Below are 21,605 nucleotides of genomic sequence, written 5' to 3' on the forward strand. Positions count from 1 at the left end.
CCTTACTCGCCAGCCTCGACAACACCCTTGTCGATCACCTTCTTGCCGCGGTAGAAACCGTCGGCAGTGATGTGATGACGACGATGCGTTTCACCCGAGGTCGGGTCCGTCGACAGCGTCGGGGCCTTCGCCTTGTTGGCCCAATGGGCGTGACGGTGACCACGCTTGGCGCGCGACTTCTTGGAATCCTGAACTGCCATTGCTTGCTCCGGCGGACGAAACCGTCCTTAACTACTCTTGACTGGACTTCAACTGCTGCTTCAACGCCGCAAACGGATTTTCCCGTTCCGGCTTTTGCTGAGGTAACTGCGGAGGCTGCGCATGGGCTGCAGCTTCAACGGCATCTTCGCATGCCTTGCAACGTGGAAAAACCGGCAAGGCCAACAACAATTCTTCTTCGATCAGTTCATACAGCGGCAGCTGATCGTCCTGCACCAAATACGGATCGGCTTCCGACAGCAGCGCCTTTTCGGCCTCTTCGCTGTGCACCAGCGCCAGATCCAGTTTCAGATCCACCGGCGCCGGGAACAACCGGTCGCAGCGCTGGCATTCAAGCTGCCAATTGCCGCGCACCGTGCCTCGCAGGCGACCCTGGCCGCGATACGCGTCCGCCAGCAGATCGACCTGCAGCGGCTCGGGTAGCGCCTGGGCTCCGGCCACCTCGCGTAGCCGTGGGGCCAAGCTGATGCCGAATTCACCAACGAACCGATAACCCTGTGCAACCGCCACAGAGGCGACAACCTCGCGCGGAATACTCATGACTTGCCCCGTACAAGGGCCGCGCATCATAGTGACGAGCCCCCTTAATGTCAAAGAAATTCAATGCCTAATCGACCCTCGGTGCGGGCGCCAGACGCGCCGTCGCGGAACCCGCCCAGCAGCCCGCCAGACCTGATTCTCGCATCCGGCTCGAAGTACCGCGCCGAGCTGCTGGCCAGGCTGCAGCTGCCATTTCGGGCGATCCCCGCCGATCTGGACGAAACACCGCTCGCCGGCGAGTCGCCTCGGGCGATGACCGCGCGGCTGGCATTGGCCAAGGCTCGCGCCGTACAAGCCACCGCCCCGCAGGCCTGGATACTCGGCTCGGATCAGACGGCCGTGGTGGCCGGCCGGATCACCGGCAAACCCGGCAGCCGCGAACAACAGATTGAACAATTACACGGCGCATCCGGGCGAACGGTGGAGTTTCTGACGGCGCTCACGCTGCTGACCCCGGCTGGCAGTCATCAGGGACTGGATATAACCACAGTGCACTTCCGCGACCTCAGCCGCACCGAGATCGAACGATATGCGGACGCCGAGCCCGCCTGGGACTGCGCCGGCGGCTTCAAATGCGAAGGCCTGGGAATCGGATTGTTCGAAGCCATCGAGAACACCGACCCGACCGGGCTGATCGGCCTGCCGCTGATCCTGACCCACCGTCTGCTGCGCGAAGCCGGCTACCCCTTCTAGGCAGCGGCCCGCGCGGCAATCCAGGCCGGCAGCGCAGCAACGTCATCGATGACCGAATGGCCGCCGGCCACCAGCATGCGGCCCGGCTCGTGAACGCCGCAGGCCACACCGACCGCGGTCATGTCGATCGCCGCCGCCATCGCCATGTCGTACGAGGTATCGCCGATCATCAGCGCCTGGTCGGCGCGCAGACCCTCGGCTTCCAGCAGCTGCACCAGCATCAGCGGATCCGGCTTGGAGGCGGTTTCGTCGGCGCAGCGCGAGTTGATCACGTACTGCGCGAGCTCCGGATGATGACGCAGCGAACGGTCGAGTCCGCGACGCGCCTTGCCGGTCGCGATCGCAATGCGATAGCCCTGAGCGTGCAACTGCTGCACGGCGGCCAATGCGCCGGCAAACAACGGCGCCTCTGCGCCGCCACTGCCGACCCATTGCTTGCGGTAGTCGTCGAGCAGCGCGCGCAGCTTCTCGACGGCCATCTCCGGATACAGGATCTGCAGGCATTCGTTGAGCCCGAGACCGATCAGCTCGCGGATCGACTCATCGTTGCGCGGCGGCAATTGCAGCCCGCCGATCGCCTGCTGCATCGCCGCGACGATCAGTTGCGCGGAATCGGCCAGGGTGCCGTCCCAGTCGAAGATCAGCAGCTGATACGGCCGCTCGATACCCATGCCTTCAGCGCCCACGAGGCAGGTGCTCCAGCACCTCGCGCAGTTCGTCGGTCATCGGCGCGCTGAGCAGCAACTTGCGGAAATCGCCCTGCGCCGGCAGCGCGAGAAAGTGCGAATGCAGGAACATGCGCTTCAGCCCCAGCTCCTTGAACTCACGGTTTTCCTCGCGCTCGCCGTACTTGTCGTCGCCGGCGACCGGATGGCCGAGCGCCGCCGCGTGAACGCGAATCTGATGCGTACGGCCGGAGAAGATCTGCACCTCGCACAGCACCGAATTGCGATAGCGCTGGCGCGGAGAGAAGCGCGACTTCGAAGCCTTGCCGTCCTCCTCATCGTCGGCCGCGACGCGCATGCGCGCCTCGCCGCTGGCGATCCGGCTCTTCACCAGCGCCTCGTCGACATCGCGGTCCTCGCCGCGCCAGGCGCCGGTCAGCAACGCGAAATAACGCTTGTCGGCCTCGCCGTGCTTGAAGGCACGTTGGGCGCGCAGCAAGGCCGGGCGGGTCTTGGCCAGCAGCAAAACGCCGCTGGTATCGCGGTCGAGACGGTGGCAAAGCTCCAGAAACTCGTAGCGCTGCCAGGCGCGGGCCGCCTCAATGACGCCGTACTTGATGCCGCTGCCGCCGTGCGCGGCCAGCCCGGCCGGCTTGCAGATGGCTAAATAATGCTCATCTTCGTGAACGATGGCATCCCGTAGCCGCTTGAGCACGGCATCCGGCGGTCTCACGGTTTCGCTCTTTTCCGGCTCGGTCACCGGGGGGATCCGGACTTCCTCGCCAAGTACCAGTTTTCGTTCGGGTTTTGCCCGCCCGCCGTTGACCCGGACCTGCCCCGACCTAAGAAGCCGGTAAATGTGGGATTTGGGGATGCCGGAAAGCTGTTTAATCAAAAAGTTATCGATGCGCTGTCCGTCTTCTCCGGCGCCTACGACGACCTTGCGGACTTGTGAACGATTCTGTGTCAAAATATGACACTCCGTAGATTCAAGGGCGGGCCAGTGCCGGATCAGTAACATCGACCGGAAGCTGGAGATACAGCCCGTTCCCAAATCTGCGGTGACGGAGATATTGCGGCTGCGGGGCATTTGCATTCTACCAGCCCGCCCACCGCTAAAAAGATCCGGTTGCATGCGCCCTGCGCCTGCAACCCGCACAAATACCCAGTACTCAAATACTGCATACAACCAGCGCTTGCGCGCCTATCCGGGCTCGACCACATGACACGCACAACAGTTGCCGTCCTGATGACCTGCCCCGCCGCGCGCCGCAGTGCCGACCAGGAACACTTCAATGAAACGCATTTTGATCAACGCCACGCAGCGCGAAGAGCTGCGCGTGGCCATCGTCGATGGGCAGAAGCTCAGTGACCTTGACATAGAAACCGCAGCACGCGAACAGAAAAAAGGTAACGTCTACAAAGGTCGCATCACCCGCGTCGAGCCGTCGCTCGAAGCCTGCTTCATCGAGTACGGTGGCGAACGCCACGGCTTTCTGCCCGCCAAGGAAATTGCGCGGTCGTACTTCAAGTCCGGCTCCGGCAACAATCTGCGCGAGCAGCTGCACGAAGGCCAGGAAGTCATCGTCCAGGTCGAGAAGGAAGAGCGCGGCAGCAAAGGCGCCGCACTGACCACGTTTGTTTCGCTCGCGGGCCGTTACCTGGTCCTGATGCCGAACAATCCGCGCGCCGGCGGCGTCTCGCGCCGCGCCGAAGGCGACGAACGCGAAGAAGCCAAGGAAGCGCTCGACAAGCTCGAGATTCCGGATGGCATGGGCGTCATCATCCGCTCCAACGGCGTCGGCCGTACGGTCGAAGAGCTGCAGTGGGACGCCAACTACCTGAAGGACATCTGGACCGCGATCGAAGGCGCGGCGGCAAACGGCAAGGCGCCGATGCTGATCTACCAGGAAAACAACATCATCCTGCGCGCGCTGCGCGACTACCTGCGCCCGGACATCGGCGAGGTGATGATCGATCACGAAGAAACCTTCGAGCAGGCACGCCTGCACCTTGAACATGTGATGCCGCAGCAGTTGCAGCGTCTGAAGCTGTACAAGGACGAAGTGCCGCTGTTCTCGCGCTTCCAGATCGAATCGCAGATCGAACTCGCCCACGAGCGCACGATCCGCCTGCCCTCCGGCGGCTCGATCGTCATCGACCACACCGAAGCGCTGACCTCGGTCGACATCAACTCGGCCAAGGCCACCGGCGGCGGCAGCATCGAAGACACCGCGTTCAACACCAATCTCGAAGCGGCCGATGAAGTGGCCCGCCAGTTGCGTCTGCGCGACCTCGGCGGCCTGATCGTCATCGACTTTATCGACATGAACTCCAACCGCAACCAGCGCGAAGTCGAAAAGCGCCTGGAACAGGCGGTGGAGATGGATCGCGCCCGCATCCAGCTCGGCCGCATCTCGCGTTTCGGCCTGATGGAAATGTCGCGTCAGCGTCTGCGCCCGACGCTCGCCGAACACACCCAGATCACCTGTCCGCGCTGCTCCGGCCGCGGCCAGATCCGCTCGGTCGAAAGCCTCGCGCTGTCGATCCTGCGTCTGATCGAAGAAGAGGCGATGAAGGACCGCACCGGTCGCGTCATCGCACAGGTGCCGGTCGACGTCGGCACTTTCCTGCTCAATGAAAAGCGCTTGGCCGTGCGCGAGATCGAAGCGCGTTGCCGCGTCAGCGTGTCGGTCGTGCCGAACCCGACGATGCATACGCCGCATTACGAAATCCGCCGCGTCCGTGCCGATCACCTGCACCAGGACAACAACGACGCGATCAGCTACGCGCTCGCGCAGGATTTCGACGCCGCTGCACACGAGGAAAGCAGCAAGCCCGCCGCGCCGGCGCGCGCGCCGGTGGAAGCGGCCGTCAAGCAGATCCTGCCGTCGACGCCGCCGCCGGTCGTCATTCGTGAAACCGTCGTCATGCAGCCGGTCGCCGCCGCGAGCGGCCCGAGCTTCTGGCAGAAGCTGTTGAGCTTCTTCGGCTTTGGCGGCAGCGCGAGCACCGAGGCCAGCAATCCCACAGACAAGCAGGAGCGCGGCCGCAACGATCGCGGCGGCAACAGCAGCCGTCATCGCGACCCGCGCGGCGATCAGCGTCGCGGCGGCAAGAACCAGCGTGGCAACGACAAGCGCGGTGACCGCGGCGAGCGTTCCGATCGCGGCGGTGCCCAACAGCAGCAGGGCAAACAGCAGAACAAGCAGCGCGATGAGCGCGGCGCGAATCCGCAGAAGCAGAACCCGCAGAATCAGCAGCAGGGCAAGCAGCGCGACGACCGTCCTCGCGAGGAGCGCGCAGCGCAGAACGCCGGCAACGGCGGCAACAACAATCAGCGTCAGCAGCAGCAACCGAAGCAGCCGCGCCCGGAACGGCCGCAGGGCCTGGCGCCTGCGCAGCCGAAGCCGGAAGCCGCTGAAGGCGCAACGACCGAAGAGCTGAATCTCGCCGTGGGCGCAGCGGAAGTGGCCGTCGACGCCGCGGGTGTCGCGACCACCGGCGAACGTCCGGAAGGTGCGCGTGAGGGCGGCGGTCGCAGCCGTCGTCGTCGTGGCAGCCGCGGTCGCGGCCGTCGCGAACGCGAAGCCGGTGCCGCCGCTGGTGGCGCCCTCGCCGCGGGCGAAAGCGCAGGCGATCAGGACGACGCGCAGGACGATGAGCCGATCGTCATCGACATGATGGAAACGCAGCTGCCGCTGATTGCGGTGGACGCCAGCCCGCAACCGGCCGGCGCCCTCTCGAGCGAAGTGGCCGCAGCAGCGCCGGCTGCCGAGCCGGTGGCTGTTGCCGTCGACGCTTCGGTTGGCGAAGCCGTTGCCGAGCCCGCAGTCGAAGCTGCCGAGGTGCTTGTCGCGCAGGCGCCGGCCGTTGCCGAACCTGTCGCTGCCGCGCCGGCGGCCGTCGAGGCCGAAGCCGTCGCCGCGACGCCGGTCGAAGCGCCTGCCGCACCGGCGCCTGAAGCGATCGTCGTCGAACCAACGGCGCCGAAGGCCGCGGGCAATGACGAGCAGCCCCAGTTCCGCGCATCGGCGCCCGCATCGGACTATCTGAAGCTGTTCGAGCAGGCGACGCAGAACTCGTCGCCTTCGACCGAATCGGCAAAGAACGACTGAAGCGCTAGCCGCAGCGATAGTCATCGCTGCGGCTGAAAAGAAAACGGCGCATCGATCGATGCGCCGTTTTCTTTTCAGCCGCAGAAACGATCTAGCGTCCGAGAAAAGCGATGACGGCCTGCAGATCGTCTTCCGTGTCGATGCCGCGCGGCGGCGCCTGGTCGGTGATGCCCATCTTGATCCGCAGTCCTTCGCTCAGTGCGCGCAATTGCTCAAGCGTCTCGCTGTCCTCCAGCGCCGACGACGGCAGTGCGCTGAACCGCGCCAGCGCAGCCACGCGATAGGCGTAGAGGCCGATGTGCCGGAATGCCAGCCCGGCGGGCAGCTGCGGCGCCACTGCAGTCGAGCCGTCGCGCTTCCACGGAATCGGCGCACGCGAGAAATACATCGCATAGTTGCGGTTGTCCATGACCAGCTTGACGACGTTGGGATTGCGCCACTCGTCGATATCAGTAATCGCGTGGCACAGGGACGCCAGATCGGCCAGCGCGTCGTCGGCGAGCAGCTGCGCGGCCTGGCGTACCAGTGCCGGCGGCATCAGCGGTTCATCGCCCTGCAGGTTGACGACGATCGTCGCGGCATCCCAGCCGCGGCTGGCCGCAACTTCCATGACGCGATCCGTGCCGGACTGGTGCTGCTCCGACGTCATCTGCACATCGGCACTAAAGCTCGCGCAGATCGCGCGGACTTCATCGCTGTCGGTCGCAATCACCACCTCGGTGGCACCGGTGCTCTGGGCTGCCTGCCACACATGCTGGATGACCGGCTTGCCGCCGATGTCGCGCAGCACCTTGCGCGGCAGGCGCGTGGACCCGAGCCGCGCGGGGACGACGACCTTGAAGCTCAGCGTCACACCATCGCTCACTTGGCGACTTCCTCTTCGCCGAGCGCGCGCGCCTCTTCTTCCAGCATCACCGGGATGCCATCGCGCACCGGATACGCCAGGCGCGAAGCCTTGCACCAGAGTTCGTTGCGGTCGGAGCGCCATTCCAGCGGCGCCTTGCTGACCGGGCAGACCAGAATATCGAGCAGACGTTTATCCATGTTCAGGGTTTCCTCAAAGACTTGAGCAATTCTTGCACGCGCGCCGCGTCGGTGGCTGACAGCGCCGCCGTGACCGGCACAAACCAGGCATCGGCGAGATCGAGGCCTCTGCATTTGACCGCGTCCTTCTCGGTCATCAACACCGGCAGATGATCGCCAAACTGCAGATCGCCGGCTTGGTACGGATGGTGATCGGCAAAAGCGTGCTCGACGACATCGATCCCGAAGGCGCGCAGCGTCGCAAAGAAACGCGGTGGGTGCCCGATGCCGGCGACCGCATGCACTCGCCGTCCACGGAATTCGTCCAGCAACCGCGATCTGCCATCGCCCAGACTCACTGCGGTCCGGGCATCCAGTTGCATCCGCACCGGCCGCAGATCGGCATCATCCCAGCCTGCGCCGTTGACGACGATCAGATCGACTTCATTCAATCTTGCGATGGGTTCGCGCAGAGGTCCGGCCGGCAGCAGCGCGCTGTTGCCGAGCCCACGCGCACCATCGACGACGCAGATCTCCAGATCGCGCGTCAACGCGTAATGCTGCAGACCATCGTCGGCGACGATGATGTCGACGTCGCCCGGCGCCAGCAGGCACAGCGCAGCGGCGTGGCGATCGGGCGCGACCACGACCGGACAGCCGCAACGCCGCGCGATCAGCAGCGGTTCGTCGCCGCTGTGCGCCGCATCGCTGGTGACGTCGACCCGATGCGGATACCGCGGCGCGCGGCCGCCATAACCGCGACTGATGACACCAGGGCGCCAACCTTGCGCACGCAACTGCTCGACCAGCCAGATCACGAAGGGCGTCTTGCCGGTGCCGCCGACCGAAATGTTGCCGACGACGACCACCGGCACCGGCAACGCTTGCGGACTTGCGCTACGTCGCCGCGCCGCAACGATGCTGCCGTACAGCGCCGCCAACGGCCGCAGCAGCAAAGGGGGCGCCGAGGCCCGATACCAGCGCGCCTCCAGCCAGTTCTTCATCAGCGGGCCGTCAGGCCTCGAACTGCATGCGATGCAGCGCGGCGTACAGACCGGCACGCGTCAGCAACTCGTCATGCGTACCTGACTCGACGATCGCACCGTCCTGCATGACGACGATCAGATCGGCGTGCTGGATTGTCGACAGGCGGTGCGCGATCACCAGCGTCGTGCGTCCTGCGACCAGATTCGCCAGCGCCTCCTGGATCAGGCGTTCGGACTCGGTGTCCAGCGCCGATGTCGCCTCATCGAGGATCAGGATCGGGGCGTCCTTGAGCAAGGCGCGCGCAATCGCGATGCGCTGGCGCTGGCCGCCGGACAGCGTCGCGCCGTTCTGTCCCACCTGCGTATGCAGACCCTGCGGCAGTTTCTCGATGAACTCCCAGGCATGCGCACGTCGCGCAGCATCGATGATCCGCGCCTCGTCCGGCACCGGATCAAGGCCGTAGGCGATGTTCTCGGCCACCGTGGCGCTGAACAGTCGGACCTGCTGATCGACCAGCGCGATCTGTCGACGCAGGTCGCTGAGCGCGTACTCGCGCAGATCGTGGCCGTCGAGATGGATCGCCCCTTCATCCACATCGTAGAAGCGCGGCAGCAGCGACAGCAGCGTGCTCTTGCCGCTGCCCGACTTGCCGACGAAAGCAATCGTCTGGCCGGCCTTGATATTGAGGCTGACGCCTTTCACGGCGTCTCCAAGCTCGGCGCGGTAACGGAAACGCACCTGATCGAAGCTGAGCTCGCCTTGCGCACGCTGCAGCGGGCACGTGCCATCGACCGGCTCCGAGCGTTCGTCCATCGTCGAGAAGATTTCGGCCGCTGCGGCAATGCCGCGCTGCAGCCGCTCATTGACCGAACCCATATTCTTCATCGGCTGCATCAGCGACATCATCGCCAGCATGAAGGCGGCAAAGGTGCCGGCGGTCATCGTCTCCAGCATGTGCGGCTGGGTCGCGAAATAGACGATCGCCGCAACCGCCCAGGCCGCGATGAACTGGATCAGCGCGGCGCTGCTGGCCTTGGTGGCGACGATCTTCATCGACAGCTGACGATTGATCTCGTTGATGCGGCCGAACTGCTCCGCTTCGATCGCCTGCCCGTTGTAGATCTTGACGACGCGCTGGCCGCTCACCGCCTCGTCGACCGCCTCGGTGACATTGCTGACGCTCTGCTGGATGCGCTCGCTGATGCGGCGGAAGCGCCGGCTGACGTAACCGATGATCACCGCGATGAACGGCGCGACGACAAACACGAAGATCGTCAGACGCCAGTTCAGCCAGGCCATCAAGGCGATGTAGAAGCCGATCGTCAGCGTGTCCTTGAGCACGCCGGTCAGCACCGTGCTCGCCGCATCGGCGAGCTGCTCGACGTGATAGGTCAGCCGCGCAATCAACTGGCTGGAGCTGATCTGGTCGTAGAAGCGCACCGGCAGCTGCAGCAGCTTGTTGAACAGCTCGCCGCGCACATCCTTGACGACGCGACGCGCCACCCAGGACATGCCATAGGTCGCCAGAAACGAGCTCAGGCCGCGCAGCAGGAACAGGCCGACGATCGCGAACGGCAGGTTGCGGATGTAGGTCGGGTTCTGTTCGACGAAGGCCTTGTCGAGCAGCGGCTTCACCAGCGCGGCAAAGCTGGCATCCACCGCCGCGAAGCCCGCCGTCGCCAGCGACGCGATCAGAATGACGCGCCAATGCGGGGTTGAATAGCCGATCAGCCGACGGTAGGTCGGCCAGGGTTTGCGTATCGCGTCAGCGCTTGAATTCATGGTTGGATGCTGGAAAGACCCACGTATGCTATCAATTCGGCACCAGGCTGAAGGCCCGCCCCCCGTTCGCTACACGTCCGACCCCATGACCAAGACCCTGTTCGAGAAAATCATCGATCGAGAGATTCCGGCCACTTTCGTCTACGAAGACGAGCTTTGCGTCGCCTTTCGGGATATCAATGCCGTCGCGCCGACGCATATCCTGCTGATTCCGCGCAAGCCGCTGGTTCGTCTGGATAGCGCCAGCAGCGAAGACCAGGCCCTGCTCGGTCATCTGATGCTGGTGGCCCCGAAGATCGCGGCCGCCGAGGGCTTCGGCGAGGCCTTCCGCCTGGTCGTCAACAATGGCGCGGCCGCCGGGCAATCGGTGTTCCATCTGCATTTGCACATCATCGCCGGCCGGCCTATGAAGTGGCCGCCAGGTTGATCCGGCGTTGACCCCGGGCTAGCGCTTCTTCGGCTTGGCGGCCGGCATCGCCGGTACCAGGCGCTGGGCATCGACGCGCGCATCGAACCAGCTGACGCGCCAATCGAGATGCGGGCCGGTCGCACGCCCGGTGGCGCCGGCATCGGCAATCAAATCACCCTGCTTGACGCTCTGGCCGAGCTTCACGTGCAGCTTGGACAGATGCAGGAAGGTTGAAGCCAAGCCGTGACCATGGTCGATCGTCAGCGTGCCGCCGGTGTAGTACATGTCTTTCTCGGCAAGACTGACAACCCCGCTGGCCGGTGCATAGACCGGCGTGCCAGTCGGCACCGCGACGTCCACGCCATAGTGCGGCTGCTTGGCCTCGCCGTTGAGGATGCGCTGGCTGCCGAACACGCCGGAGATGCGACCGACGCAGGGCCAGATGAATTGCTCGGCGAAGCCGTCCAGGTCGCTGTCGCGCTTGCGCGCCGCGGCGGCCAGGGCCTGATCCCTTTCGATGCGCGCGGTGACATTGGCCGGCGGCGTCACCATCTTCGGCGGCAGGCCTTCGATCCGCTGAATGTCGTATTCGCGCTTGGCGACCTTGGTCTTCAGCGACAGCGGCAGCGGTTCGTCCGGCAGCTGCACCTGCAGTTCGGCTTGCTCCGCTTCGTCGCGATGCAAGCCGAAGACGAAGCGGCCGTCCGCATTCAGTCGCAGCGGCCGTCCGTTGAACCAGACCTTCGAGCCCAGCGGCGCCTGGCCATGCAGCAGCTCGCCCTGTTGCCAGCGGCCGTCGAGACTGACGCCGGGAATGCCGCTGTCGCCGGCATGAGCGACGACAGCGGCCAACAGACCCAGTGCAGCGAGCGCGGCGCGCAGCATCAGTGCAGCGCGTTCAGGCGTGCAACGGCTTCCGCGAGCGGCAAGGTTTCCTGGCGCTCTTCGCCGCGGAAACGCAGCGTCACCGTGCCCTCTTCGGCTTCCTTGCGGCCGACGACGAGGATCACCGGAATCTTCTGCAGCGCGTGCTCGCGGATCTTGTAGTTGATCTTCACGTTGCGCAGATCGGCCTCGGCGCGCACGTTGGCCGCCTTCAGCGCTTCGCAGACTTCGGCGGCATAACCATCCGCGTCCGACACGATCGGCGCGACCACGGCCTGCACCGGCGACAACCAGTACGGCAATGCGCCGGCATGATGCTCAAGCAGAATGCCGATGAAACGCTCCATCGAACCGACGATCGCACGGTGCAGCATGATCGGCCGCTGCCGCTGCGAAGCTTCGTCGATATACGCAGCGTCGAGACGCTCCGGCATCATCGGATCGAACTGGATCGTGCCGACCTGCCAGGAACGGCCGATCGAGTCACGCAGGTGATATTCCACCTTCGGGCCATAGAACGCGCCCTCGCCCGGCAGCTCGGTCCACTCGACGCCGGCCGAGCGCAGCGCAGCGCGCAAGGTGCTTTCGGCGCGATCCCATTCCTCGTCGGTGCCCAGGCGTTTCTCCGGGCGCAGCGCGAGCTTGACGGCCAGATCAGTAAAGCCGAAGTCGGCATAGACCTGCATTGCCTGCTTGTGGAAGGCGCTGACCTCGCCCTCGACCTGTTCCGGGGTGCAGAAAATGTGACCATCGTCCTGCGTGAAGGCGCGCACGCGCATGATGCCGTGCAGCGCGCCGGACGGCTCGTTGCGATGGCAGCCGCCAAATTCCGCGTAACGGATCGGCAACTCCCGATAGGAATGCAGGCCGGCGTTGTAGATCTGCACATGGCCCGGGCAGTTCATCGGCTTGACCGCGTACGTGCGCTTCTCCGATTCGGTGAAGAACATGTTGTCGTGGTAGTTGTCCCAATGCCCGGAGCGCTTCCACAGGCTCACGTCGAGAATCTGCGGGCCGCGCACTTCCTGATAACCGCTCTTCTTGTAGACGCCGCGCACGTACTGCTCGACCGCCTGCCAGATCGCCCAGCCCTTCGGGTGCCAGAACACCATGCCCGGCGCTTCTTCCTGCTGATGGAACAGGTCGAGTTGCTTGGCGAGCTTGCGGTGATCGCGCTTCTCGGCTTCCTCGACCTGGGTCAGGTAGGCCTTGAGCTCGTCATCGGTCGCGAAGCAGACGCCGTAGATACGCTGCAGCTGCGCGTTCGCCGCATCGCCGCGCCAATAGACACCGCCGACGCGGATCAGCTTGAACGCACTGCCGAGCTTGCCGGTCGACGGCAGATGCGGACCAAGGCACATGTCGAGCCAGCTGTCGCCCTGCTTGTAGATCGTCAGCTGTTCGTCGGCGCTGATGCCTTCGCGAATCCACTCGGCCTTGAATTTTTCACCGGCCGCTTCGAAGTGCTTGATCGCGGCGTCGTGCGACCACACTTCGCGGGTGATCGGCAGATCGCGCTTGACGATCTCCCGCATCTTCGCCTCGATCTTTTCCAGATCGCCTTCGGTGAAGGATTCGCTGCGCGCGAAGTCGTAATAGAAACCGACGTCGGTCGCCGGGCCGAAGGTGATCTGCGTACCGGGAAACAGCTCCTGCACCGCCTGCGCGAGCACATGGGCCGCGTCGTGACGGATCGTCTCCAGCGCTTCGGGTTTGTCGCGGGTGATGATGCTGATCGTCGCGTCGCTGTCGATCGGACGGGTCAGGTCCCACAGCTCGCCGTTGACGCTGACCAGCGCCGCCTTCTTGGCGAGACCGGGCGAGATGCCCTGGGCAATCTGCAAACCGGTGACGGCTTGATCGAACGACTTCTTGTTGCCGTCCGGAAAGGTAATTTCAATAGACATGATTCTGTTCCGCTTGATGCTGCTTATGACTTGGATCGAATGAAGCTGACGGCGGCCTTCAGCCGCGCGAGCGTTCGATCGCGCCCCAGCAGGAACAGCGTCTGATCGACCGGCGGCGAAATCGCCATGCCGACGACGGCGACGCGGATCGGCTGGGCAACCTTGCCAAGGCCAAGGCCGCGTGCCTCGGCGAAACCGTTGACGGCGCCATGCAGGCCTTCGGTCGTCCAGTCCGTTAGACCGGCGAGCTGCGCGGCCAGGTCTTCGAGCAGTGCGGCTGCATCGGCAGTGAAATGCTTGGCGGCATCTTTTTCGTTGTAACCGTTCAGATCGGCGTACAGGAAAGCCGACTTCTCTGCCATCTCGACCAGCGTGCGGCAGCGTTCGCGCTGCGCGACGATCACCGCGCCCAGGTCCGGCCCCGCGGCCGGATCGAGATTGATGTGGCGCAGATGCCAATCAAACTCGGGCACGACGACGGCGAGATCCGCGGTCTTCAGGTACTGGTGATTGACCCAGTACGCTTTCTCCATGTCGAAGCGGGCCGGCGAGGCGGAGACATGGTCGAAGTCGAACTTGGCGATCATCTCTTCGCGCGTGAACAGCTCCTGATCGCCATGCGACCAGCCAAGGCGGACCAGGTAATTCAGCATCGCTTCCGGCAGGAAGCCCAGCGCGCGGTATTCCATGACGCCGAGCGCGCCATGGCGCTTGCTCAGCTTGGCGCCGTCAGCACCGAGAATCATCGAGACATGCGCGTACGCCGGCGGCGTCACGCCGAGCGCCTTGAGGATGTTGATCTGGCGCGGCGTGTTGTTGACGTGGTCGTCGCCGCGGATGACGTGGCTGATGCCCATGTCCATGTCGTCGACGACGACGCAGAAGTTGTAGGTCGGCACGCCATCGGCACGCGCGATGATCAGATCGTCGAGTTCCTTGTTGTCGAACACGATCTGGCCCTTGATCAGATCGTCGATGACGACCTGGCCGTCGGCCGGATTGCGGAAACGCACGACCGGCTGGATGCCGCCCGGCACCGGCGGCAGCGTCTTGCCCGCTTCGGGGCGCCAGCGGCCGTCGTAGCGCGGCTTTTCCTTGCGCGCCATCTGCTCGGCGCGCAGCGCATCGAGCTCTTCCCGCGAGCAGTAGCAGTGATAGGCCGTGCCGGCCACGAGCATCTGCTGGATGACCTCGGCGTAACGGTCGAAACGCTGGGTCTGGTAGATCTCGGCGAAATCGGACTTCAAGCCCAGCCAGGCCATGCCTTCGAAGATCGCGTCGACCGCCGCCTGGGTCGAACGCTCGCGATCGGTGTCCTCAATGCGCAGCAGGAACTTGCCGCCGAGACGCTTGGCGTACAGGTAGGAAAACAGCGCAGTACGTGCGCCGCCGATGTGCAGATAGCCGGTAGGGCTGGGCGCGAAACGGGTGACGGCAGTCATGATTCTGGAACTAAAAGGCTCAAATCGGCAGTTTTCGAGGCGCCAGGGCAGCGCTCGGCAATCGGGCATTTTAGACTATGCACCCGCCGGTCAGTGCGTAGCTGACGATCCCTGGCCGAAGAATTCCGCTTCCGACACCCGATGACCACCCTTTTTGTAGATCAGCTCACCGTCATCGACTGTGCCTTTCTGGACGTCGCACGCGGTCTGGTGGGCGAAAGCTGGATCGTCGACATCGAGCTGGACGGAGCGCTCGACGCGCAGTCGATGGTGCTGGATTTCGGCGAGGTCAAACGCCAGCTCAAGCGCGCCATCGACAGCAGCGCCGATCATGCCTTGCTCGTGCCGAAGCTGGCGCCCGAACTGCAGATCCTGGACGACAGCGACAGCCTGCACCTGGTCTTTGCCGCGGACATCGGCGCCATTGAGCATCGTTCGCCGAAGGTCGCCGTCTGCCTGATCGAGGCCACCGAGATCGATGCCGGCACCGTCGCGGCCTGGCTGCAGCCGCGCCTGCGGGCCCTGTTGCCGCCCAGCGTCACCGCCCTGCGCCTGCGCCTGCGCCATGAGCGCATCGACGGCGCGTTCTATCACTATGTCCACGGGTTGAAGAAGCACCAGGGGGCCTGCCAGCGCATCGCCCACGGCCATCGATCGAAGATCGAGATCGAGGTCGGCGGTCAACGGGCAAGCGATCTTGAAATGCAGGTGGCCCGGCGCTGGCTGGACGTTTACCTGGGTTCGCGCGAAGACATCGTCGCGCGCGGCAACGGCCGTATCCGCTTCGCCTACACCGCGCCGGAAGGCGACTACCAGTTGGCGCTGCCGGAAACCCATGTCGACCTGCTCGACACCGACAGCACCGTGGAATGCATTGCCGAGCATCTGGCCCGCCAGCTGAACAGCGGACGCCCGGGCAAAATGCGGGTTCGCGCTTACGAAGGGGTCATGAAGGGCGCCATCGCCGAGCGTGGTGACGCCCCTGAAACTCCCTAGCGTGAAAGCGGTCACAATGAGACCCCGAAGTTCATCGCCTATTCATCGATTTAGGCGGAGACTGCAGTCATGAAAATAGCCACCGTTCTGTTCAGGTCCGGTCTCCTCGCCGCCGCTGCGATCAGCAGCGCCTGCGTTGGCTACCCGGTTTACAGCGAGCCTGTCGACGCCGTGTATTACCCGGTCGAACAGCCCGTGTACTACCCGCAGACTTCGTATTACCCGTACCCCGTATACCGGTCGAACGACCCGTCCTACGTGCTTTGGTACAACAACAACAATTACTACGAGCGCGACCGCCACCATGGGCATTACGACCATGATCGCGATCACGACCGCGACCACGGCCACAACGGCCGCGATCGCAATACCGGCTACGACAACGTCCGTCGCGAACTCTGCCGCGATGGCCGTTGCGACGACCGCAACAACGGAAGCGGCCGTGGCGACCGCGGAGATCGTGGCGACCGCAACGACAACCGCAAGCCGCCTCCGGTGGCTTTCCAGCCGCGTCCGCGGGACAACGTCGTCGCACCGCGCAATCCGCGCGATTCCGGCCGTGTCGTCAACCCGCGTCCGCAGCAGCGGCCCGAGCGGACCAGCGGCACCGTCAATTCAAAGCCGGCCCGGATCATCGATGTCCAGAACCAGGTCAAGGTCACCGCGCCGCCACCGCGTCAGGAGCGCCAGGAACGGCAGGCACCCCGCCAGGACAACGACGCTCCGCGCAGGGACAACGGCCGCGACCGCCAGCGCCGCTCGCAGCAGTAGAGCAGCCTTCTGAATCGGGCCACTGTCGCCATCGGCGCCAGCGGCTTTTTTGATGTCCGCAGCCTGGGCGCCCCTTGCGGACGGCCCGGGCAACCCCATCTGGGACATCGTGTAAAATCGCCGCCCCTCACCTACCGAGCCGCAGCAGCCATGGCCGCCGACGCCCTGCCCCAGATCCGATTCTTCCCGCGCACTTCGATCGAACAGGTCGAGGAAGGGCATGAGCTGGCGCCGAAGTTCGACGAGCACGGCCTGATGCCCTGCGTCACGACCGCCGCGAAGACCGGCGAAGTGCTGATGCTCGGTTACATGAACGCCGAAGCGCTGACCCGTACGATCGCCACCGGCGAAGCGCACTATTGGTCGCGCTCGCGCAAGGTGCTGTGGCACAAGGGCGCCACCAGCGGTCTGGTGCAGAAGATCGTCGACCTGCGCATCGATGACGACCAGGATGCAATCTGGCTCAGCGTCGACGTCGTCGGCGATGCCAGCTGCCACGTCGGCTTCCGCTCCTGCTTCTACCGCTCGGTGCCGACCGGCAGCGGCTCCGAAGTCCGTGAGCTGATCTACCGCGAAACCGAAAAGGCTTTCGACCCGAAGGAAATCTACGGCGACGCGCCGAATCCGACGATTCTGTAAGCCCAGATCGCAGCGCAGTTCCGGCCGCTGGTGCGCATGCACCCGCGGCCTTTTTCATGTCCCGCGCTCAGGGGTCCGGCGGTGCCTGCCACCAGCGCCGACGCAGGCGGCGCCACTCGTCAACCTTCAGCCGGCCATCGCCATCAAGCCTGATCTCCAGGGCGCCGCCGACACCGGTCGTGTACTGCTCGCCGCCCAAGGCCGCATAGCGCGCGACCACCGAAGGATGCGGATGCCCATAACGGCTGCGCCAGGCGGCGCTATGAATGACGATCTGCGGATCGACCGCGGCGGTGAATTCCGCAGTGGAAGAACTGCGGCTGCCGTGATGAGGAGCGAACAGCACATCCGCAGCCAGCTCATCGCCGTGGTCGCGCAGCAAGCGCTGCTCCGCCGCACGCTCGATATCGCCCGGCAGCAAGACGCTGAACGGCCCGCTGATCTTCAGCACGCAGGAGCGGTTGTTCGCGGAGCCGTCGGCGTCGGCGGGATGCAGCATCCGGAAGTCGACTCCGTCCCACCGCCAGTGCTGCCCTGCCGTGCAAGGTTCGCCATCCGCGGTGCCCAGCGAGCGCGCCACCGGCAGCAACTCGCGCACTGCGTCCACACCACCCGCGTGATCGTTGTCGTCATGCGACACGACCAGCGCATCCAGCCGCGTGATGCCGCGCGCAAGCAGATAGGGAACGACGATCGACCGACCGGCGTCGAAGCCCTCGTCGAAAGCCGGGCCCGCATCGACCAGCAGCGTGTGACGCGAGGTTCTGATGACGACCGCCGTACCCTGGCCAACGTCCAATCCGGCGACTTCGAGCACCGTAGCGGTCTGCTGCCGCGGCAGCGCCAGGGCCGCGAGGCAGGGCAAGGCCAGCAGCCGCAGCGCCAGCGGCACCCCGCGCGGCAGGAACAGCAGCAGTGCGCCCAATGCCCCGAGCAGCAGCGTCGGCCACGGCGGATTCGCCGAGATCCAGGCCAGCGGCGCCAAAGCGAGCAGACCTTGCAGGCCGTCGACCAGCATTTCAAACGCCCACGCCAGTTGCCGCACGATCCACCCCGCGCCTGGCAGTGCCGCAGTCAGCGCCAGCACCGCCAGCAGCACCAGCGGCGTCAACAGCGTGAAGACGGGAACCGCCAGCAGATTCACCAGCATCGCCAGCCAGGCGAAGCCGCCGAAGAAATACAGCGTCATCGGAATCAATGCGAGGCTGAGCATCCATTGCACTTGCAGCGCCAGCTTCCAGCCGGCGGGCCGTCGCAGACGGCCTGAGCTGACATACAGAATCGCCAGCACCGCGCCGAACGACAGCCACAGACCGGGACTCAATACGGCGAAAGGATCGAGCAGAACGATCAGCGCCCAGGCGCAGCCCAAGACGCGTGTCGGCTGCTGCAGGCGATGCAGCAAGGCCGCGAGAATCAGCATCAGCAGCATGATCAACGCGCGCAGGACCGGCGGCTCGAAGCCGGCAAGCATCGCGTAGAACACCGCGACCAAGCCGCTGCCAATCAGGGCCATCCGCTGCGCCGGCACGATCAGGCACAGGCGCGGCCACAGCGACCACGACCAGCGCAGCAGCAGGAAGCTGAATGCCACGACAATGCCGAGGTTGAACCCGGATATCGCAATCAGGTGCGTCGTGCCGGTTTCGCGGAACAACTGCCAGTCGGCATCCTTGAGTCCCGTTGTATCGCCGACCGCCAGCGCGGCCAGCATCGCCGCTCCGCGATTCAGGCCGACGGCCGCGTTGATGTCATCGACGACGCGCTGACGCAGCTCGAGAATCCAGCGCGACGGGCTGAACGAGCGAGCGATACAGGGCTGCGCCTCGACGACGCTGGCGCTTGCGACGATGCGCTCGCGCAACAGCCAGGCCTCGTAGTCGAACGCACCGGGATTCGCCGAGCCGCGCGGCGTCCGCAGACGCAGTTGCAGATTCCAGCACTGGCCGCCGGCGGGAACGATGTCGCTGCGATACCAGCTGACGCGAATACGTTGTGGTTCGTTCGCCTGGGTCGATGAGAACTCGAAACGCCAGTTCGGTGCGCGATCTGCAATCTGCTGGCGTTCCGGCAACGACACGATCGTGCCTTCCAGCCAGCGCACCTCGCCGTGCCGATCGGCTGGCCAACGCTGGTCGAGATAGCGCTGACCCTGCCAGCTGCACAGCAGAACGCCCAGCACGAAGACGGCGACGACACTGCGTCCGCGCCAGGGCAGCGCGGCGAGCGCAGCCAGCAAGCTCAGCTGACCCAAGGTCGGCAGGGTTTCGAGGCTGAAGACCAGCAGAATGCCGGCGGTCAGCGCGAGCACCAGCCAGCGCAGATCCACACGCGACGCGGCCCTGCCCTTCTGTGCGCTCCCTTGCAGAGGTCGACCCTCCCGGGTCGACGCCTGCAGCGCGCCGCCCGCTATTGTTGTGCGTCGATCTTCAGCGCACCGGCATCCAGGGTCAACACGCGGTCCATGCGCGCGGCCAGCGTCATGTCGTGGGTGACGACGACGAGGCTCGTGCCGAGCTCGCGATTGAGTTCGACCATCAGATCGAAGACGCGCTCGGCGGTCTTGCGATCGAGGTTGCCGGTCGGCTCGTCGGCGAGCATGCAGGCCGGCTGCGTCACCAGCGCGCGCGCGACCGCAGCACGTTGACGTTCGCCGCCGGACAGCTCGCCCGGCTTGTGCTGCGTACGCTGGCCGAGCCCGACGCGCTCCAGCACCGCCAGCGCGCGTTCACGCGCCGTTGCGACCGGCACGCGGCGGATCAGCAGCGGCATCGCGACGTTTTCCAGCGCGGTGAATTCCGGCAGCAGGTGATGGAACTGGTACACGAAGCCCAGCGCCTGATTGCGCAGCTGGCCGCGCGCGGCATCGGACAGCTTGGACATCTGCTGGCCGGCAACCCAGACCTCGCCCGCGCTTGGATCGTCGAGGCCGCCGAGGCAGTGCAGCAGCGTCGACTTGCCGGTGCCACTGGCGCCGACGATCGCGACGCGCTCGCCGCGCTCGATGTCGAGATCGATGCCATGCAGGACGTCAAGGCGCAGACGGCCATCGTCGAAGGTCTTGCTCAGTCCGCGCGCGCACAGCACGGCGTTGGATGGGGCGTGGCTCAGGTTACTCATAGCGCAGGGCCTCCGCCGGCTGCACGCGCGACGCGCGCCAGGCTGGATACAGCGTAGACACCAGGCCCAGGCCCAGCGACAGCAGGGCGATGCGCATCACGTCGGACATCTCGAGCTGAGATGGCAGATCGCTGATGTAGTACACGTCCGGCGACAGGAATTGCTGACCAGTGAGTCGTTCCAGCAACGGCACCAGGCTTTCGACATTCAGCGCCAGCGCGACGCCGCCGGCGACGCCGAGCACGGTACCGACGAAGCCGATGATCGAACCCTGCACCATGAAGATCGCCATGATCGAGCGCGGCGATGCGCCCAGCGTACGCAGGATCGCGATATCCGACTGCTTGTCCTGCACCACCATGACCAGCGTCGAAACGATGTTGAACGCCGCGACGCCGACGATCAGCGACAGGATGATGAACATCACCATCTTCTCGGTGCGCACCGCGCGGAAGAAATTCGCGTGGCTGCGGGTCCAGTCGCTGACGTAGTACATGCCGGGCAGTTCGCCCGCCAGCTCGCGGGAGACCCGCGGCGCCTCGAACAGATCATGCAGCTTCAGGCGCACGCCGGTGACGGTCTCGCCCATGCGCAGCAGCGCCTGTGCGTCGTTGAGGTTGATCAGCACCAGGCCGCGATCGAACTCGTACATGCCGACCCGGAACACGCCGCTGACCGTGAAGCGGCGGAAGCGCGGCAGCACGCCCGCCACGGTGATGCTCGCCTGCGGGATCATCAGGTCGATCTTGTCGCCGACGGTGGCGCCCAGCGCCGTCGCCAGTTCGTAGCCGAGCACGATGTTGTAGGAACCCGCGGTCAGCGACTCCAGCGTGCCGGCTGCCATGTGCTGGTGGATGTCGGAGACCTTGGTCTCTTCCTCCGGCAGCACGCCGCGCAGCATCGTGCCGGACAGTTCGCCGCCGACCTTGATCATCCCCTCGCCTTCGATATACGGCGCCAGACCGACGATGTCGGGATTCTTCGCGGCCAGCTGGGCGACGCCGGGCCAGTCCGCGAGGCCTTCGCGGAACGCCGAGATCGTCGCGTGCGAGGCCATGCCGAGGATGCGCGTGCGCAGCTCGCGCTCGAAGCCGTTCATCACCGACATGACCGTGATCAGCGCGGTCACGCCGATCGCGATACCGAGCATCGAGGCCAGTGAAATGAACGAAATGAAATGGTTGCGTCGCTTGGCCCGGGTATAGCGCAGGCCGGCGAAGAGTTCGTATGGGTTATGCATGCGGGGGGAATTAGAACATAGTGCCGGCGCAATACCGGAGCGGTCTTGCTCAAGGCGCTGCCTGTGACCGCGACCATCAGGCGGGGTTCAGCCGGCCCTGCATACCCTGCCTTCCGGCATTTTGTAGATGCCAGCCCGGTGCTATAGTCCGGTCTAGCAATTCAACCCA

General features: G+C 65.1%; 20 protein-coding genes. 6 read left to right on the forward strand and 14 right to left on the reverse strand.

All coding sequences use genetic code 11. The annotated features are described in order from the left end of the window. Nucleotides 1–2: 2 nt before the first annotated feature. Nucleotides 3–200 carry a 50S ribosomal protein L32 gene (rpmF, locus tag AC3WUF_RS14870; protein WP_492426914.1) on the reverse strand — a complete coding sequence of 66 codons (198 nt, stop codon included), beginning with the start codon at nt 198–200 and terminating at the stop codon, nt 3–5. Between the two features lie 31 nt (nt 201–231). Beyond that, nucleotides 232–759, reverse strand: coding sequence for a YceD family protein (locus AC3WUF_RS14875; protein ID WP_492426916.1), 528 nt, complete (start codon nt 757–759; stop codon nt 232–234). A gap of 63 nt (nt 760–822) precedes the next feature. Between AC3WUF_RS14875 and AC3WUF_RS14880 the strand changes: the two genes are divergently transcribed. Next, complete coding sequence (locus tag AC3WUF_RS14880; RefSeq protein ID WP_492426918.1) at nt 823–1,452, forward strand: Maf family protein; 630 nt, start codon at nt 823–825, stop codon at nt 1,450–1,452. Here the strand turns inward: AC3WUF_RS14880 and AC3WUF_RS14885 are convergent. Next, complete coding sequence (locus AC3WUF_RS14885) at nt 1,449–2,138, reverse strand: HAD-IA family hydrolase (protein WP_492426920.1); 690 nt, start codon at nt 2,136–2,138, stop codon at nt 1,449–1,451. The two genes, AC3WUF_RS14880 and AC3WUF_RS14885, sit on opposite strands and share 4 nt — an antisense overlap. Then, nucleotides 2,128–3,207: an RluA family pseudouridine synthase gene (locus AC3WUF_RS14890; protein ID WP_492426922.1), complete on the reverse strand. Its 1,080-nt coding sequence runs from the start codon at nt 3,205–3,207 to the stop codon at nt 2,128–2,130. Before AC3WUF_RS14890 ends, AC3WUF_RS14885 begins: the two co-directional genes overlap by 11 nt. 205 nt (nt 3,208–3,412) lie before the next feature. Here AC3WUF_RS14890 and AC3WUF_RS14895 point away from each other — a divergent pair, with 205 nt between their 5' ends. Continuing rightward, nucleotides 3,413–6,235 carry an Rne/Rng family ribonuclease gene (locus AC3WUF_RS14895; RefSeq protein ID WP_492426924.1) on the forward strand — a complete coding sequence of 941 codons (2,823 nt, stop codon included), beginning with the start codon at nt 3,413–3,415 and terminating at the stop codon, nt 6,233–6,235. A 91-nt stretch (nt 6,236–6,326) separates the two neighbouring features. On the opposite strand, the gene kdsB is transcribed toward AC3WUF_RS14895, so the two are convergent. Genes kdsB through msbA form a run of 4 tightly spaced genes read right to left on the reverse strand, consistent with a single transcriptional unit; the run spans nt 6,327 to nt 10,027 of the window. Continuing rightward, a complete protein-coding gene (gene kdsB, locus AC3WUF_RS14900; RefSeq protein ID WP_492426926.1) occupies nt 6,327–7,100 on the reverse strand; it encodes a 3-deoxy-manno-octulosonate cytidylyltransferase in 774 nt (257 codons plus the stop codon). Continuing rightward, a complete protein-coding gene (locus AC3WUF_RS14905) occupies nt 7,097–7,279 on the reverse strand; it encodes a Trm112 family protein (RefSeq protein WP_492426928.1) in 183 nt (60 codons plus the stop codon). Before AC3WUF_RS14905 ends, kdsB begins: the two co-directional genes overlap by 4 nt. Nucleotides 7,280–7,281: 2 nt before the next feature. Continuing rightward, complete coding sequence (gene lpxK / locus AC3WUF_RS14910) at nt 7,282–8,262, reverse strand: tetraacyldisaccharide 4'-kinase (RefSeq protein ID WP_492426929.1); 981 nt, start codon at nt 8,260–8,262, stop codon at nt 7,282–7,284. Between the two features lie 10 nt (nt 8,263–8,272). Next, entirely contained in the window at nt 8,273–10,027 is a 1,755-nt protein-coding gene (msbA, locus tag AC3WUF_RS14915; RefSeq protein ID WP_492426931.1) for a lipid A export permease/ATP-binding protein MsbA, read from the reverse strand. Nucleotides 10,028–10,112: 85 nt separating this feature from the next. Here msbA and AC3WUF_RS14920 point away from each other — a divergent pair, with 85 nt between their 5' ends. Beyond that, nucleotides 10,113–10,454 carry a histidine triad nucleotide-binding protein gene (locus AC3WUF_RS14920; RefSeq protein ID WP_492426933.1) on the forward strand — a complete coding sequence of 114 codons (342 nt, stop codon included), beginning with the start codon at nt 10,113–10,115 and terminating at the stop codon, nt 10,452–10,454. Nucleotides 10,455–10,472: 18 nt separating this feature from the next. Here AC3WUF_RS14920 and AC3WUF_RS14925 read toward each other — a convergent pair whose 3' ends face one another. The 3 genes from AC3WUF_RS14925 to gltX are packed head-to-tail and all read right to left on the reverse strand — an operon-like array spanning nt 10,473 to nt 14,670. After that, nucleotides 10,473–11,321: a M23 family metallopeptidase gene (locus tag AC3WUF_RS14925; RefSeq protein WP_492426935.1), complete on the reverse strand. Its 849-nt coding sequence runs from the start codon at nt 11,319–11,321 to the stop codon at nt 10,473–10,475. Beyond that, on the reverse strand, nt 11,321–13,228 hold the full coding sequence (gene thrS / locus AC3WUF_RS14930) for a threonine--tRNA ligase (RefSeq protein ID WP_492426937.1): 1,908 nt from the start codon (nt 13,226–13,228) through the stop codon (nt 11,321–11,323). The genes AC3WUF_RS14925 and thrS overlap by 1 nt, the downstream gene beginning before the upstream one ends. Nucleotides 13,229–13,251: 23 nt before the next feature. Beyond that, nucleotides 13,252–14,670: a glutamate--tRNA ligase gene (gene gltX, locus AC3WUF_RS14935; RefSeq protein ID WP_492426939.1), complete on the reverse strand. Its 1,419-nt coding sequence runs from the start codon at nt 14,668–14,670 to the stop codon at nt 13,252–13,254. A 141-nt stretch (nt 14,671–14,811) separates the two neighbouring features. Here gltX and AC3WUF_RS14940 point away from each other — a divergent pair, with 141 nt between their 5' ends. The 3 genes from AC3WUF_RS14940 (at nt 14,812) to hisI (ending at nt 17,076) form a co-directional block, all read left to right on the forward strand. Beyond that, nucleotides 14,812–15,666: a 6-carboxytetrahydropterin synthase gene (locus AC3WUF_RS14940; RefSeq protein WP_492426941.1), complete on the forward strand. Its 855-nt coding sequence runs from the start codon at nt 14,812–14,814 to the stop codon at nt 15,664–15,666. A gap of 69 nt (nt 15,667–15,735) precedes the next feature. Beyond that, nucleotides 15,736–16,437 carry a hypothetical protein gene (locus AC3WUF_RS14945; RefSeq protein ID WP_492426943.1) on the forward strand — a complete coding sequence of 234 codons (702 nt, stop codon included), beginning with the start codon at nt 15,736–15,738 and terminating at the stop codon, nt 16,435–16,437. 150 nt (nt 16,438–16,587) lie between these two features. Next, complete coding sequence (gene hisI, locus AC3WUF_RS14950; protein ID WP_492426945.1) at nt 16,588–17,076, forward strand: phosphoribosyl-AMP cyclohydrolase; 489 nt, start codon at nt 16,588–16,590, stop codon at nt 17,074–17,076. A gap of 67 nt (nt 17,077–17,143) precedes the next feature. Here hisI and AC3WUF_RS14955 read toward each other — a convergent pair whose 3' ends face one another. From AC3WUF_RS14955 to AC3WUF_RS14965, 3 genes are all read right to left on the reverse strand, one after another. Next, on the reverse strand, nt 17,144–19,405 hold the full coding sequence (locus AC3WUF_RS14955; RefSeq protein WP_492426947.1) for a DNA internalization-related competence protein ComEC/Rec2: 2,262 nt from the start codon (nt 19,403–19,405) through the stop codon (nt 17,144–17,146). Between the two features lie 80 nt (nt 19,406–19,485). Continuing rightward, complete coding sequence (gene lolD / locus AC3WUF_RS14960; RefSeq protein ID WP_492426949.1) at nt 19,486–20,196, reverse strand: lipoprotein-releasing ABC transporter ATP-binding protein LolD; 711 nt, start codon at nt 20,194–20,196, stop codon at nt 19,486–19,488. Then, nucleotides 20,189–21,436 carry a lipoprotein-releasing ABC transporter permease subunit gene (locus AC3WUF_RS14965; protein WP_492426951.1) on the reverse strand — a complete coding sequence of 416 codons (1,248 nt, stop codon included), beginning with the start codon at nt 21,434–21,436 and terminating at the stop codon, nt 20,189–20,191. Before AC3WUF_RS14965 ends, lolD begins: the two co-directional genes overlap by 8 nt. Between the last annotated feature and the right edge of the window lie 169 nt (nt 21,437–21,605).

The organism is Fontimonas sp. FW305-C-3, from assembly GCF_058783185.1.

Coding starts and splice junctions, on each gene's coding strand:
- rpmF (WP_492426914.1), bottom strand. CDS start 200: ATGGCAGTTCAGGATTCCAAGAAGTCGCGCGCCAAGCGTGGTCACCGT.
- AC3WUF_RS14940 (WP_492426941.1), top strand. CDS start 14,812: ATGACCACCCTTTTTGTAGATCAGCTCACCGTCATCGACTGTGCCTTT.
- msbA (WP_492426931.1), bottom strand. CDS start 10,027: ATGAATTCAAGCGCTGACGCGATACGCAAACCCTGGCCGACCTACCGT.
- lolD (WP_492426949.1), bottom strand. CDS start 20,196: ATGAGTAACCTGAGCCACGCCCCATCCAACGCCGTGCTGTGCGCGCGC.
- AC3WUF_RS14905 (WP_492426928.1), bottom strand. CDS start 7,279: ATGGATAAACGTCTGCTCGATATTCTGGTCTGCCCGGTCAGCAAGGCG.
- AC3WUF_RS14920 (WP_492426933.1), top strand. CDS start 10,113: ATGACCAAGACCCTGTTCGAGAAAATCATCGATCGAGAGATTCCGGCC.
- hisI (WP_492426945.1), top strand. CDS start 16,588: ATGGCCGCCGACGCCCTGCCCCAGATCCGATTCTTCCCGCGCACTTCG.
- lpxK (WP_492426929.1), bottom strand. CDS start 8,262: ATGAAGAACTGGCTGGAGGCGCGCTGGTATCGGGCCTCGGCGCCCCCT.
- thrS (WP_492426937.1), bottom strand. CDS start 13,228: ATGTCTATTGAAATTACCTTTCCGGACGGCAACAAGAAGTCGTTCGAT.
- AC3WUF_RS14890 (WP_492426922.1), bottom strand. CDS start 3,207: ATGCCCCGCAGCCGCAATATCTCCGTCACCGCAGATTTGGGAACGGGC.
- AC3WUF_RS14945 (WP_492426943.1), top strand. CDS start 15,736: ATGAAAATAGCCACCGTTCTGTTCAGGTCCGGTCTCCTCGCCGCCGCT.
- AC3WUF_RS14965 (WP_492426951.1), bottom strand. CDS start 21,436: ATGCATAACCCATACGAACTCTTCGCCGGCCTGCGCTATACCCGGGCC.
- AC3WUF_RS14895 (WP_492426924.1), top strand. CDS start 3,413: ATGAAACGCATTTTGATCAACGCCACGCAGCGCGAAGAGCTGCGCGTG.
- gltX (WP_492426939.1), bottom strand. CDS start 14,670: ATGACTGCCGTCACCCGTTTCGCGCCCAGCCCTACCGGCTATCTGCAC.
- AC3WUF_RS14925 (WP_492426935.1), bottom strand. CDS start 11,321: ATGCTGCGCGCCGCGCTCGCTGCACTGGGTCTGTTGGCCGCTGTCGTC.
- AC3WUF_RS14875 (WP_492426916.1), bottom strand. CDS start 759: ATGAGTATTCCGCGCGAGGTTGTCGCCTCTGTGGCGGTTGCACAGGGT.
- AC3WUF_RS14880 (WP_492426918.1), top strand. CDS start 823: ATGCCTAATCGACCCTCGGTGCGGGCGCCAGACGCGCCGTCGCGGAAC.